We start from the raw sequence: 14852 nt of genomic DNA, 5'->3' as shown, positions 1-14852 counted from the left end.
CAACTGTTTTTCTGCTATCTGATTATTCACTTACAACTGCAAGAATGTCACTCTGTTTTACGATGATATATTCATCATCACCGAGCTTAACTTCTGTTCCTGCGTATTTAGAATAAATAACTCTGTCTCCTGCCTTTACTTCCATAGGAACCTTAACGCCATCGACAACAGCTCCGGGACCAACTTCTACAACATCTGCATACTGTGGCTTCTCTTTTGCCTGCCCCGGTAATACAATACCTGATTTTGTTGTCTCTTCTGCTACGGACTGTTTTAATACAACTCTGTCTCCTAATGGTACTAATTTCATAATATATATTCCTCCTAACATATTAAATCCGTTCTTATCTGCCTTATGTGCTCCGGCAGTTCCTAGCACTCATATCTCTCGAGTGCTAACACAATTATTATTGTATTCATTTTGTGGAAAAAATCAACCCCTAAAATGATAAAAAATATATTAAATGGACAAGGTCTCTTACATTATATGAAATATACCCTGAATTCAGAACGAAAACCGGCGATTTTGATTTGTAAATTCAGGTGTTGCATGATATGCTTCTAATACAGGAATCAAACCGATGATTTCTGACATGATACAGGATAACGCCTGTTCAAAGGCTGCTATCCAAATGATATATAGAAATGGAGAATACTATGGCTGAACAATTATACACAATACCTGTCAACGATGCCTTTCATGCAGACTGTGAATGTCCTCTCTGTCAGATGCAGAAAACGCTGGAGGAACATGCCATCGAATATACGATGGGACCAAGCTATATGGAAGACGATAATCGTGCTATGACAGATAAAATGGGCTTCTGCTCCCATCACATCGGCATGTTATATAAAGAAAAGAATCGTCTGGGACTTGCCTGATGTTAAAAACACACACTGATAAAACGATCCGGGATCTGAAAGCTTTATCAGAAAAAGGAACTCCCGCAAAACCGGGACTTTTTTCCAAGCAGTCAAATTTTTCCGGTGTTGGTGCATATATCAAAGAACTGGAAAGCTCCTGCTTTATCTGTGACCGTATGAACCGTACCTTTGACCGCTATGTCGATACGATCTTTCATATGTGGAAAAAAGATCCTGAATTCAAGGATACCTTCAAGAGCAGCAAGGGCTTCTGTACTTACCACTACGGTATCCTCTACGATACCTCTGTCACAAAGCTGTCCAAAAACCAATGTGAAGAATTCATAGAAGCCTTGAATCACTTATATTTTGAAAACATGGAACGTGTCAACGGAGATATCGGATGGTTCATCGATAAATTCGACTATCGATTCAAGAATGAACCATGGAAGAACTCAAAGGATGCCCTGCCTCGCGGCATAATCAAGACTAATCATACATTTGTAGAATAAAAAGCGACAATATTACTGCCTGATAAACATAGGATACACACAAAAATACTGTGTACATTGCACTTCACATATTATTCCGCAAAACGCTTTCGCTCTACCCTCAACGCAGCAGTACTAAGTTCGCCGTATTATACGGCTCACTAAGGACTGGCGTTCGGGCAGGTTTGCTTCATAATAGTGAGTGTAATGTACACAGTATTTTTTATATAGTATAAAATTCACAGCAATATTGTCACCTTTTTACATTGCCTGTTTGGTTACATGACCGCCAAATGCCTGTGCCAGATCATGTGTCCACAGGTATTCACGATATCTTCTGAGCAGGCCTTTGTAAATCACCTTAACATTACTGCTCTTCCGAAAATCATCCGGCCTTACAAGCCCCGGTTGTTTATCGAGAATATGTATACCAGAACGTTCTAACACACTTGCCACGAACTGGGAACAGAAATAATTATATTTCCTCTCAATCGCCTTATTTCGTATAACACCATAAAGTCCCCAAAAATTATACCGATAGAGATCAGCATTTGCTTTAAATGCCGCAAGCTCCTGCAGTACATGTCTGTACTGCTTATCTGTCACGGTCAGTTCCAGAACAACACAGCTTGTTTCAACATCTCTGCCAAATATTCCGGTATCAATATCTTCTATAATGAATCCACAGTTGAACGGATTATAGATTCCCTTTCTGGCAAAGCTGTACATCTCCCGAAGCTCCAGATCCAATGCAATGGATGCATGTGCATATGGCTCTTTTGTCCAGAATTTGATGATTCTTGCAGGAACTGTGTGTGTCTTGGAGATCAGGATATATAATTTTCTGTTTTCTAATTCTGATATATCATTTTTCATACTTTTAATAGGCTAAATATTATTTTCCCGGCTTATAGGAACTCTTTAATGAAACAATACGGTTATATACAGGATGCTCCTTAGTAGAGTCTTTGGAATCTACACAGAAGAATCCATTACGAAGGAACTGGAATGCTTCACCGGGTTTTGCATCTTCAAATGCTTTCTCGAGCTTACATCCCTGTAATACGGTCAACGAATTTGGGTTCAGATTCAAAGTACCATCCTCATTCAGCTTACCTTTTTCTTCATCCACGATATTCTCATATAAACGAACCTCAGCATCAATTGCACTTTCTGCTGATACCCAATGTATCGTTCCTTTTACCTTTCTTCCTTCGAATCCTGAACCACTCTTGGTTGCAGGATCATAAGTACAGTGAACAACTGTTACATTTCCATCTTCATCCTTCTCATATCCTGTACAGGTTACAAAATATGCATTCTTCAAACGTACCTCATTGCCAGGGAACAGACGGAAATATTTCTTAGGCGGTTCTTCCATGAAATCATCTCTTTCAATATAGAGATATTTGCTGAATGCAACTTCTCTGGAGCCTGCTTCCTCATTTTCCTGATTATTTTCAACCGGCAGATATTCTACCTGATTCTCCGGATAATTATCGATCACCAGCTTGATTGGATTCAGAACTGCCATATAACGGTTTGCTGTAAGCTTCAGATCATCACGCAGACAATACTCAAGCATCGCATAATCAACAGAGCTCTGGCTCTTTGAGATACCAACCAACTCCATAAACTTCTTAATAGAAGAAGCAGTGAATCCTCGTCTTCTGAGTGCTGCGATCGATACAAGTCTTGGATCATCCCAGCCATCTACGATACCATCCTCTACCAGCTTCTTAATATATCTCTTACCTGTAACTACATTTGTCAGATATAACTTTGCAAATTCGATCTGCTTTGGTGGGTTCTCATATTCCAGTTCCCGTACTACCCAGTCATATAGAGGTCTGTGATCCTCAAATTCCAGTGTACAGATAGAATGCGTTACACCTTCAATCGCATCCTCAATCGGATGAGCGAAATCATACATTGGATAAATACACCACTTATCCCCTGTATTATGATGTGTCATACGGGCAACACGATAGATAACAGGATCGCGCATATTAATATTCGGTGATGCCATATCGATCTTTGCGCGAAGCACCTTGCTTCCATCCGGGAACTCCCCGTTCTTCATTGCTTCAAATAATGCAAGATTTTCTTCAATACTTCTGTCTCTGTATGGACTGTTTTTACCCGGCTCTGTCAGAGTTCCTCGGTATTCACGGATCTCATCTGCCGTCAGATCACATACAAATGCCTTGCCTTTCTTAATCAACTTGACTGCTGCTTCATACATCTGGTCAAAATAATTGGATGCAAAGAATACTCTGTCTCCGAAATCGGCACCCAGCCATCTTACATCATCTAATATGGATTCTACAAATTCTGTCTTTTCCTTTGTTGGATTCGTATCGTCAAATCTCAGATTAAACTGTCCGCCATATTCCTGTGCAAGACCATAGTTCAATAATATGGATTTGGCATGTCCTATATGCAAATATCCATTCGGTTCCGGAGGAAATCTTGTGACTACCTTCGTTACCTTGCCCTCCGCTATATCTTTATCAATAATCTGTTCAATAAAATTTTTCCCGATTGATTCTTCTGCCATCATTAATGCCTCCTTCATATAATTAGCATGACTTTTTTAAGTCTATCACATTTTACATAAAGCCTCAACTGCAAATTCTAAAACTCAGCAAAACTCAGTAATTTTCAATAACTTTCAGTAAATCTCTTATTGACAAATACATCATTTTACTATATATTAACTAATGTTGTTGCTACTATAGCTCAGGTGGTAGAGCGCCACATTGGTAATGTGGAGGTCACGGGTCCGACTCCCGTTAGTAGCTCTTTTTTAATGTCCGGATTTATTTATACAGTATTCACATCCAACGGACTGTCCGATACAGTTCTCACAATCATTCCAGTTCTGTATCAGTGGTTCTTCACTGATCAGATAAATTCCTGCCAGACTCATCATCGGCTCCATTCGTTCTTTATGCCAACTGATTCCAACCTGTTCCGTATCCATCAGGCTGCAAAGAATTCCGGCAGCTTCCAATGGCATTCCATAATAACCGGGTCCAAAAGAAGGACTACAGTAATGCACCAACTCTACACTGTGCTTTCGTTCCAGGTATTTTCTTATCCATTTTCTTACAATATCCATACATGCAATCTGAAAGGTTTCCAGATAATAAGTTCCAAGTAATGAATCCATCTCCTCGATTTGGATCTCCGGGGCATGAAATGCATACAGATATCCCTGTGTAATCTTTGACGGATCTATTCGTTCCAGTATCCGGCATGAAATATTCTTTTTGCCGAGCATAAATCCATCAGACTTAATACAGTCTCTGGAAAATGGCTGCAAAAGTACAGGTACCAGATACCGGTTTCGATTATTGTATCTGGATAAAAAACGCATAACCGTTTTCTCGGCTTCATCCTTATGCTCTTTTCTGCTCTCCGGCTCCATCTGTTCCCATGAAGCAATCTCTGCAATCCGTGCCATGATTTCATCCTTCAGATCCCAAATACTGACGAATACCACACAGTCCTGCTTTTGAAACTGTGCAATCACTGTTTCATACATCTCCGGGCGATGTACGATCGTACAGTTACTGCAATCCCGGATTTTCTGTCCTTTCCCATTTAAGATATAATCAGGACTTCCAAGGCAGTTTTCCTTCAGATACAAGGGGCAATAACAGAACAGACAATTAAAGGAATCTTCATTTTCTATTTTATGGCATGGAAAAAATTCACAATCCCGATTCTGAAAAAATTTGTAATTGTTTTTCATATCCGTTTATCCTCCCATTCTTAACATACCCTATGGATTACAGATCTTACATGGCTCATACCCCTGCGTGATCAGATCATCCCGGCTTCCGATATATTCTTTCTTATTGCTGTCATTCATGCGCTTTACTGAACGGCAGGACAGCTCATGAAACTTTCCTGTATTTGTATTAATAATATAAGTATGCTCTGCTGCCTTTTCTGATCCTGCTTCTATTTCCGTCTGAACTTTCTCTGTCGTACTCTCTCTTGTTACATTATCTGTCTTCGTTGTATCATCCGACAGATTCTGATTTTCTCCCACCCCTGACATATCTGATTGCCGTTCCGGTATAAAAGTAATTGTTTTTCCATCACTGTACGCCTGAATCGTACCATTCAGATCCGTACGATACACCGTGCATCCTGCATTTGCCAGACGATCAAGCACTTCTTCGGTCGGATGTCCATATGAATTATCTGCCCCAACGCTGATTACCGCATAACTGGGCTTAACAGCCTCTAATATCTCTTTTGTTGTGGCATTTCTGCTGCCGTGATGACTGACCATCAGAACGTCACTGGAAAGTTTCTCTCCGGATGCGATCATTGCCTGCTCACCGGCTTCCTCTCCATCCCCATAGATCAGGAATGAAGTATCCCCATATGTCATACGAATTCCGACAGAATTATCATTTTCATTATCATCACTATAAGTAATCGGTGCTACTATTGTAAATACCGCATCACCAAAGGTATAAGAATCCCCTGTCTTTGGAAATGTAATAGTCAGGTTCTGCGCCGCAAGCTTATCCATCAACGAATCATAGATCTTTGTATCTGCAACATAATCCGGGCCGATAAAAGTCTCTGTGTCAAATACATTCAACACACCCACCAGACCATTTATATGATCGGAATCATAATGGCTCGCGATCACGTAATCAAGTGACTCTATATTCTGTTTTTTCAGGTATGCCACGACAAATGAAGACGCTGACGACGGGCCTCCATCCATCATCATGTAATGGTCATCACAGGAAAATAACACCGCATTCCCCTGACCGACATCTAAGAAAGTAACTGTAAGTCCAGCAAGATCGTCTGTTGTACCCCCGATATTCGCTTCCGAAGTTATTTGTTCATCTGACGTAGCTTCCGTACTGTCAATCGATTCTGTTATATTCTCTGTTGTATTTCCTGTCTGATTTTCGTTCGTTTCATCCGATAAATCCAGACATCCTGAAAAAAGCCCAAGGACAAAGCACATGCCGACAATGATCATCACTTTCCTCAGGCCATTCTTTTTATTTATAGAATTTATCATAAGCTGCTCCCCCAGAATTATATCTTTAATCCTGTTCTATATCCCGTAATTTCTTTCGTATTCGTTGGATCGCATTATCGATAGATTTATACGGCTTTCCAAATGCTTCTGCTAGCTCATCATAGCTTTTTCCGGCAAGATATCCTTCTAACACCTGTCTTTCAAATTTGCTGAGTTTTTTATCAATCGTCTCCGCAAGCTTCTGGGATTCCAGCTGCCCAAGCATCTGATTCTCCGGTTCAAATGCCTGATCTGCCTGCAGCTCATCCACAAGCGCAACATCATCGTCATTTTCCGTATAAAATGATACATAATAATTAAGCGGAGAATGCTTCTTCCTGTTCGACAGCTTCACCGCAGTGATCAACTGTCGCTTGATACACAGATTTGCAAATGTAGAAAAAGATGCCCCTTTGCTTCCGTCAAAGCTTCGGATAGCTTTAATGAGCCCTATCATTCCTTCCTGAATGATGTCCTCATTTTCTGCACCGATAATATACAGGGCACGACTCTCTTTCTTTACAATCCCCATGTACTTTTTGATCAGATATTCAAAAGCGGCATTATCATTTTCTTCCCGGATCAACCGGATATTTTCTTCATCGGTATTTCTTTCATACACACACACGGCGTTGGTACTCCCCTATTTTACACCCATTCTCTGACGGACAACCTCATATCCCAATACTCCGGCCGCAACCGAAGCATTTAATGAATCGATATCACCACTCATCGGTATAGATACAACATAATCACATTTTTCTTTTACCAGACGACTGACACCTGTACCCTCATTTCCGATCACAAGTCCCATCGGTCCGGTCAGATTGCAGCGGTACATCAGTTCTCCATCCATATCGGCACAGGCAAACCACATACCACGTTTTTTCAATTCATCAATCGTCTTCGCCAGATTTGTTACCTTAACCACCGGTGTATATGCGATTGCACCGGCAGAAGCCTTAACAACTGTTGCTGTGATTCCGACCGCTCTTCGTTTCGGAATAATAACGCCATGTGCACCGCACAGATTCGCTGTACGAACGATCGCGCCAAAATTATGCGGATCTTCAATCTCATCCAAAATAAAGATAAATGGCGGCTGTCCTTTTTCCTCAGCCTTTGCAAAGATCTCATCGATTGCTGAATATTCATAGGCTGCCACATGAGCGATCACACCCTGATGTTTCCCGGTCGAAGACATCTGGTTCAGCTTCTCTTTCGAAACATAATTAATAATCGTCTCCTGCTTCTTTGCTTCACGCACGATTGAATTGATACTGCCATCATGACAGCCATCCTGCAGATATAACTTGTCAACTGTTTTACCGGAACGAAATGCTTCCATAACTGCATTTCTACCCTCTATCTCAAACTTTTCATTTCTGTTTTCTTCCATGCTTATGCTCCATTTCTAATCCACATCATCAGATTGTAAATGCTCAATCAGTTGTTTTGATTCCAGGCAGTCTCTTGTCAACTCAAATAAACGGTCATATTCTTTATTCAGATAAAGATAGCCGATCAGCGCTTCAAAACCGGTAGCTTTCCTGTACTGTCCTACCGATGCATTCTTTGCCTTGGAATGTGTCTTTGTATTCCTTCCACGCTTATATATCGCCATTTCCTGCTCGGTCAGTTTCTCTTCCAACAGATCGATATAACCTGCCTGTGACTCTGCATTTACGATATGAATAGCTTCTTTATGATATTTGAATGCCTGCTTGTTATCCTTTGATACCAGAACGGTCTTTACTAAAAGGTCAAATACACTGTCCCCTATATAAGCAAGCGCCAGCCCGGAATATTCTGCCGGATTGGAATCTTCTACACCCAATATCGCAGTAAAATACTGATCTAAGCTCTTTTCCATTTTACTCCTTCTCTTGTATCCTCAAGAATAATGCCCTTATCACTGAGCATGTTACGGATCTCATCTGCTCTTGCAAAATTCTTTGCTTTTCTTGCTTCCTGACGTTCATTGATCAAAGCCTCGATATCAGAATCTAACAGTTCTTCTTCCCGCTCTGTAATGATACCAAGAATATCACACAGCTTCTCAATCGTCCGGATTGCCAGATCTACTGTTTTCTTTGGTGTATCATTTGAAATATTGATATTTGTATATTTTACTAATTCAAAGATAACTGAGATCGCATCTGCTGTATTTAGATCATCGTCCATAGCTGCTTCAAATCGTTTCGTATATCCATCTAATTCTGCCTCGACAGAAACATCGGAACCCTCCACATCTGCCGGCGCAAGTGACTTTAACTTGTCAACAGCAGTCAGGATACGTTCCAGACCATTCTTGGATGCCTCTACCAGATCAGCCGAAAAGTTCAATGGACTTCTGTAGTGAGCAGACAGCATAAAGAAACGGATAACCTGAAGTGGATATTTGTCTGCAATCTCTCTTACTGTAAAGAAGTTGCCAAGTGACTTGGACATCTTCTCGTTGTTGATCTTTAAGAAACCGTTATGCATCCAGTATCTTGCAAATTCCTTATCATTTGCTGCTTCACTCTGTGCAATCTCATTTTCGTGGTGTGGGAAGATCAGATCCTCACCACCTGCATGGATATCAATGATATCACCGATATATTTCTTAGACATAACAGAACATTCCAGATGCCAGCCCGGTCTTCCTTCACCCCATGGTGACTCCCAGAACGGTTCTCCCTCTTTCTTTGGCTTCCAGAGAACGAAATCCAACGGATCTTCCTTCTCATCCTGACCGGAAACCTTAAGCTGATGATTCTCTGCTCTGTGTCCGGATTCCAGATCATCAATATTCTTATGAGATAATTTACCATAATCTGCAAAGCTTCTGGTACGGAAATATACCGTGCCATTTACTTCATATGCATGTCCTTTTTCAATCAGTGTCTTGATCATCTCGATCATATCCGGGATCTCTTCGGTAGCCTTTGGATGTGTCGTAGCTTCCTGTACATTCATCGCTGCCATATCCTTCTTTGTCTCTGCAATGAAGCGCTCAGAGATCACCTTGGAATCAACACCTTCTTCATTTGCACGTTTGATGATCTTATCATCAACATCTGTAAAATTGGATACGTAATTTACATCGTATCCCTTATATGTGAGATACCGTCTCAATGTGTCAAATACGATCATTGGTCTTGCGTTTCCGATGTGGATATAATCATATACGGTAGGTCCGCAGACATAGATTCCTACTTTACCTTCATTGATCGGTACAAATTCTTCTTTTGTTCTTGTAAGAGTATTAAAAATCTTCATGGGAATCCTCCAATAAATATAGTTTTTATTTTCGCCTGTCTTTCATTCGAAGCGGTTTTATCATGCACTATAGATTACGCATAAAAAAGAAAAAACCTGGAAAAAACTTCCAGGTTATCAAATAGCAGTTCATAGGGGAATCGAACCCCTGTTTTCGCCGTGAGAGGGCGACGTCTTAACCGCTTGACCAATGAACCATATATCTTAGCGACTTGTTTAATATACCAGAAGCTACGATAAAATGCAAGCTTTTTTTTCAGTAAATTTACATTTTTTTGTACTGACCATATTTTAGCTTGTAATAAGGGCATTGTCAATCAAATACGCAAGTGTTTTGGTAATGAAAGGGATACAGGGCTGCTACATAGATCTTCCTTATATCTAAATACAACTTAGCATATTTTTGCATTAATTTTATCATAGACAGAAACAATACCTTTTATCTGCCAAGTCCTGATTCTGTATTCTTTCATGCAGCAAACCTTTTTTCACGTCGGTACTTGGCAAACTGCTGTAAGCAGTGAGCTTAGTACCGCTACGTGAAAAACAGAACGCAAGTGTTTTGCGTAATGAAAGGGATACAGTGTCAGGGCTTACAGAATAAAGATATTGTTTCGTCCGTTTATACAAAGTCAAAGGTAAGCTGGTTGGTATCCGGCATACCGTCTAAGATGCCAAGCTCTGACAGCTTGTCGATCGCACTCTTTCCAATCTTAGAATGAGCCTGCAGATCTTCCTTTGAGATAAATTTGCCTTTGCCGGCTGCATCCTTCAATTGCTTTGCAGCCTTTTCTCCCATTCCTTCAATGGAAGCCAGTGACGGCATGATCTTACCGTCTATTACCTGAAAACGGATATCATCCGCCACATAGATATCGATCGGCATGAACTCAAAACCTCTCGCATACATCTCAAGAACCAGCTTCAGATCCTTTAACTTATCTTCATCCTTTGCGGTTCGTTTATTCTTATCAATACTCTGTATCATATTGATATGATACAGTACCTTTTCTTTTCCAAAGCACATCATCTCATAACTGAAGGCTGATGCACGGATACTGAAAAACGCTGCATAATACTGAAGCGGATAATTCACCTTAAAATATGCAATTCTCCACGCCATCATAACGTAAGCCGCCGCATGGGCTTTCGGGAACATGTACTTGATCTTCTGGCACGACCAGATATACCAGTCCGGTACACCATGTGCCTTCATATCCTCTTTCCATTCTTCCCATTTTGCACATTTGCCTTTAGCTACGTTACCTTTTCGGACATTCTCCATGATCTGGAACGCTGTACCGGATTCCAGGCCCATATGGATCAGATATACCATGATATCATCTCGACAACAGATTGCGGTCGAGATCGTACACTGACCGGATTTGATCAGCTCCTGTGCATTTCCAAGCCATACATCCGTACCATGCGCCAGACCTGCGATTCGCACCAGATCCGAGAAGTTCTGTGGATTTGCATCAATTAACATCTGCATGGCGAAATCCGTACCGAACTCCGGCACACCCAGACTGCCAAGCGGAATGCCATTGATATCCTCTGGTGTAATATGAAGACTTTCTGTTCCATGGAACAACGCCATAACATCAGGATCATCTAACCGGATCGTGGTTGCATCAAGACCGGTCAGATCCTCCAGTCTTCGGATCATCGTAGGATCATCATGACCGAGAATATCAAGCTTCAACAGGTTATGATCGATCGAATGGTACTCGAAATGAGATGTTACGACATCCGTCGTCATATCATTTGCCGGCTTCTGGATCGGTGTGAAGGAATAGATCTCCTCATGCCTTGGAAGAACGATCATACCGCCCGGATGCTGTCCGGTCGAACGCTTAACGCCGGTACAGCCGATTGCCAGACGTTCCATCTCACAGCTTCGTTTCGTGACGATAGCCTTTTCATCGACATATTTCTCGATCTCCTTCTGGGTCAGATCTCCCATTGCCGTAGCCTCTGCTCTCGCTTCATCCTTTGCAAGATCTTTGAAGTAATTATATACATAACCATACGCTGTCTTATCTGCTACCGTTGTTACAGTTCCTGCACGGAATGCCTTACCCTTACCGAATAATACTTCTGTGTAAGCATGTGCACATGACTGATATTCACCGGAGAAGTTCAGATCGATATCCGGCTCCTTATCTCCTTTGAATCCAAGGAAGGTTTCAAATGGGATATCGTGTCCCTCTTTGATCAGTGGATGACCGCATCGAGGGCAGTCACGATCCGGCATATCACATCCCGACATACCGGAATATGATTTTACAAGCTCGGAATCAAAATCAACAAAATGACACTCCGGACAAATATAATGTGCCGACAACGGATTTACCTCTGTGATACCTGCCATCGTTGCTACGAAGGAAGAACCTACAGATCCTCTGGAACCAACCAGATAGCCATGATCGTTGGAATCCCACACAAGCTTCTGTGCAATGATATACATAACGGCAAATCCATTTGATATAATGGAATGTAACTCACGTTCCAGTCGTTCTACAACGACCTCCGGCAGATCCGGTCCATAGATCTTATGAGCCTTTTCATAACAGATATTCGTAAGTGTCTCATCTGAATTCTCGATGATAGGCGGTGCTTTATCCGGTCGAACCGGGTCCATATATTCCACCATATCCGCGATCAGATTTGTATTTGTGATAACAACCTCTCTGGCTTTCTCACTTCCCAGATATTCGAATTCCGCTAACATTTCTTCCGTCGTTCTGAAATAAAGCGGAGGCTGATTAACTGCATCCTCAAAACCTTTACTTTTCATGATGATCGCACGATAGATACTGTCTTCCGGATCAAGGAAATGGACATCACAGGTTGCAACAACCGGCTTATTAAATAATCGTCCAAGCTCCACGATACGCTTATTATAATTCTGAGGTCCTCGATCGTACAAGGATTCTCCTTCTTTCTGGTCATAAACTCGTTATTTCCGATCGGCTGTATCTCCAGATAATCAAAGAAATTAACAAGTCTTGCTATTTCTTCATCCGGTGCATCATCTACGACCGCACGAAACAGCTCACCTGCTTCACAGGCAGAACCTAAGATCAGTCCTTCTCTGTATTTATTGATCATGCTCATAGGCATACGCGGTCTGCGGTTGAAGTATCTGACATGTGCTTCAGAAATCAGACGATACAGATTCACACGGCCGATCTCATTTTTTGCCAGAATGATGCCATGATATGTTCTGCCTTTTTTGATCGTATCATCCGATGCAGAACCTAATTCATTTACATCCTCCACCGTCTTTACGCCACGTTCCACTAACATCTCATATAATTTTACGAAAATTTTTGCGGTTGCATTTGCATCATCAACAGCACGGTGATGGTGTTCATTTTTTACATTTAACGCCTTACAGACACGATCCAGTGTAAACTTACCAAGCTCCGGCAATAACACATGGCTGAGTGTCATGGTATCCATGATCGTATTATCGAATTTTATTCCAAGATCTTTGGCATTTTTCTTGATGAATCCGGTATCAAATGCTGCATTATGTGCAACAACGATATCATCACCACAGAATTCCAAAAACTTCGGCAGGATCACGTCGACGGTCGGTGCATGCATAACCATCTCATCTGTAATGGAAGTCAACTGCTCTATACTATAAGGGATCGGTTCTTCCGGATTGATAAATTCCGAGAAACGATCGATCTCCTCTCCATCTTTTACCTTTACAGCTCCGATCTCTATGATCTTATTCTTCTTCTGACTAAGACCGGTCGTCTCGATATCAAATACGATATATTCTGTATTCAGATCCTGTCCTTTGGGATTGATAACCAGATTCTTCAGGTCATCGACAAAATATCCCTCACAGCCAAAGATCAGTTTAAAGCCATCCTTCATACCCTTTGCATGTGCTGCGATCGGGAATGCCTGTGCAACGCCGTGATCCGTGATTGCAATCGCCGGGTGTCCCCAGTCATTTGCACGTTTCACGATCTTCTCGATATCAACAACACTGTCCATCTCGCTCATAACCGTATGCATATGTAATTCCACACGTTTTTCAAGCGATGTGTCAACTCTTGGCACACGGAAATCCGGTATATGCTTGATACCACGCACAGATGCAATATTTAACTCCTTGGAAAAAGTATCGTATAACGGCACACCCTTTAACCGATAGAAGCTTCCTTCTTTTAACTCATCCTTATAAACCGGCGCATCATCCTCTGATGCAAATATCTTAAATGCGATCGTATCTTCAAAATCCGTAATATTGCAGATGAATAAAGTCTTACCGTTTCGGAGAACCTTTTCTTCCATCTTGATCAACTGGCCATGAATACAGACTTCGCCGATACCATCTACTAATGTAGAAATCTTTACCAGTTCCCCTTCGCAGTCTCTGCCATAGAATACATCCGGATCATTCGAGGTATATTTCTTCCTTCTGGCGGCAAATGTCTCCTTCGGCTTTTCGTCCTGTGCAGGTGCTTTCTTTTCAGCCGGAACATCCTTCTTGCCTTCTCCGACCAGCTTCTTTTTATCTACTGATTTACCATCCAAGGTCAGATCCGCATCCTCATGTACATTACTTAAGATTGCCTCAATCTCAAGCTTCATCTTCTGTTCATTTGCACGGCGGAGCATCTCTTTATCAGATTCCGTATAATCAAAACCGACCTTGATATCCATACCGAACCGTTTCTTATAGGTCTCCTCCAGATATTTTTTGATCCCGATCGAATGGCTCTTTGAAAGCTTACTGTCTTCCATCGCAAGCGTGATAATATCATCTGCATAATACCATTCTGCCCGCTTTAATAAACGATATCCAACATGACTGATCTTCTCGACATCATACAAGATACTGTCCTTATATACCTCTGTTAAGGTTCTGGTATTGTACTGGGAAGACAGCTCATAACGGTCATCAATGATGACCTTATAACCACGTCCACGAAATAAATGTCCGCAAATGATATCTTCCACCTGTACAATCTTCGGACGGCTGATCAGGTGCTTCGACAGCAGGCTGATAATAAGCTGGCGTTCTGCCTGCTTCATTACCACCTTTTCGATCATCGTATCCTCAAACAGGGAAGACAGCTCTTTATCCATATTCAGTTCAGGAAATACTTCAAAAAATAATTTTGCTTCTACCGGCACGT

General features: G+C 41.5%; 13 protein-coding genes and 2 tRNA genes. 3 read left to right on the top strand and 12 right to left on the bottom strand.

The annotated features are described in order from the left end of the window. Positions 1-22: 22 nt before the first annotated feature. On the bottom strand, positions 23-310 hold the full coding sequence (locus DW959_RS00400; protein ID WP_021943267.1) for a co-chaperone GroES: 288 nt from the start codon (positions 308-310) through the stop codon (positions 23-25). A 347-nt stretch (positions 311-657) separates the two neighbouring features. On the opposite strand from DW959_RS00400, the gene DW959_RS14965 reads away from it, so the two are divergent. Further along, on the top strand, positions 658-882 hold the full coding sequence (locus tag DW959_RS14965; RefSeq protein ID WP_347475285.1) for a DUF6062 family protein: 225 nt from the start codon (positions 658-660) through the stop codon (positions 880-882). After that, complete coding sequence (locus DW959_RS00395; RefSeq protein WP_347475284.1) at positions 882-1376, top strand: DUF6062 family protein; 495 nt, start codon at positions 882-884, stop codon at positions 1374-1376. Before DW959_RS14965 ends, DW959_RS00395 begins: the two co-directional genes overlap by 1 nt. A 240-nt stretch (positions 1377-1616) precedes the next feature. On the opposite strand, the gene DW959_RS00390 is transcribed toward DW959_RS00395, so the two are convergent. Beyond that, complete coding sequence (locus tag DW959_RS00390; protein WP_118614902.1) at positions 1617-2231, bottom strand: hypothetical protein; 615 nt, start codon at positions 2229-2231, stop codon at positions 1617-1619. 19 nt (positions 2232-2250) lie between these two features. Further along, on the bottom strand, positions 2251-3915 hold the full coding sequence (locus DW959_RS00385) for a glutamine--tRNA ligase/YqeY domain fusion protein (protein WP_243013777.1): 1665 nt from the start codon (positions 3913-3915) through the stop codon (positions 2251-2253). Between the two features lie 171 nt (positions 3916-4086). On the opposite strand from DW959_RS00385, the gene DW959_RS00380 reads away from it, so the two are divergent. After that, positions 4087-4159 (top strand) — tRNA-Thr (locus tag DW959_RS00380). A gap of 5 nt (positions 4160-4164) precedes the next feature. Here DW959_RS00380 and DW959_RS14960 read toward each other — a convergent pair. The 9 genes from DW959_RS14960 to DW959_RS14950 form a co-directional block, all read right to left on the bottom strand. Continuing rightward, positions 4165-5115 (bottom strand): cysteine-rich small domain-containing protein, encoded by a 951-nt coding sequence (locus DW959_RS14960; protein ID WP_117807697.1) that lies wholly within the window; start codon positions 5113-5115, stop codon positions 4165-4167. A gap of 30 nt (positions 5116-5145) precedes the next feature. Then, the gene (locus DW959_RS00370; RefSeq protein WP_118614899.1) at positions 5146-6420 is read right to left on the bottom strand and encodes a ComEC/Rec2 family competence protein; all 1275 of its coding nucleotides are present in this window, start codon (positions 6418-6420) and stop codon (positions 5146-5148) included. A 25-nt stretch (positions 6421-6445) separates the two neighbouring features. After that, positions 6446-7048, bottom strand: a complete 603-nt coding sequence (locus tag DW959_RS00365; protein ID WP_117807699.1) for a sigma-70 family RNA polymerase sigma factor — start codon at positions 7046-7048, stop codon at positions 6446-6448. A gap of 15 nt (positions 7049-7063) precedes the next feature. After that, entirely contained in the window at positions 7064-7819 is a 756-nt protein-coding gene (gene rlmB, locus DW959_RS00360; protein ID WP_117807700.1) for a 23S rRNA (guanosine(2251)-2'-O)-methyltransferase RlmB, read from the bottom strand. A gap of 15 nt (positions 7820-7834) precedes the next feature. After that, complete coding sequence (locus DW959_RS00355; protein ID WP_008401608.1) at positions 7835-8293, bottom strand: ribonuclease III domain-containing protein; 459 nt, start codon at positions 8291-8293, stop codon at positions 7835-7837. Continuing rightward, the gene (gene cysS / locus DW959_RS00350) at positions 8278-9684 is read right to left on the bottom strand and encodes a cysteine--tRNA ligase (RefSeq protein WP_118614896.1); all 1407 of its coding nucleotides are present in this window, start codon (positions 9682-9684) and stop codon (positions 8278-8280) included. Before cysS ends, DW959_RS00355 begins: the two co-directional genes overlap by 16 nt. Before the next feature lie 125 nt (positions 9685-9809). Continuing rightward, positions 9810-9881 (bottom strand) — tRNA-Glu (locus tag DW959_RS00345). 425 nt (positions 9882-10306) lie between these two features. Beyond that, a complete protein-coding gene (locus DW959_RS14955; protein WP_347475291.1) occupies positions 10307-12577 on the bottom strand; it encodes a PolC-type DNA polymerase III in 2271 nt (756 codons plus the stop codon). Continuing rightward, a complete protein-coding gene (locus DW959_RS14950; protein WP_347475283.1) occupies positions 12481-14850 on the bottom strand; it encodes an exonuclease domain-containing protein in 2370 nt (789 codons plus the stop codon). The genes DW959_RS14955 and DW959_RS14950 overlap by 97 nt, the downstream gene beginning before the upstream one ends. Positions 14851-14852: the final 2 nt, after the last annotated feature.

This window comes from Clostridium sp. AM46-21, from assembly GCF_003480025.1.
GTDB lineage: Bacteria > Bacillota > Clostridia > Lachnospirales > Lachnospiraceae > Coprococcus > Coprococcus ammoniilyticus.
The sequence above is the reverse complement of the archived record's forward strand: the minus strand, read 5'-3'. Positions and strand labels throughout refer to the sequence as shown.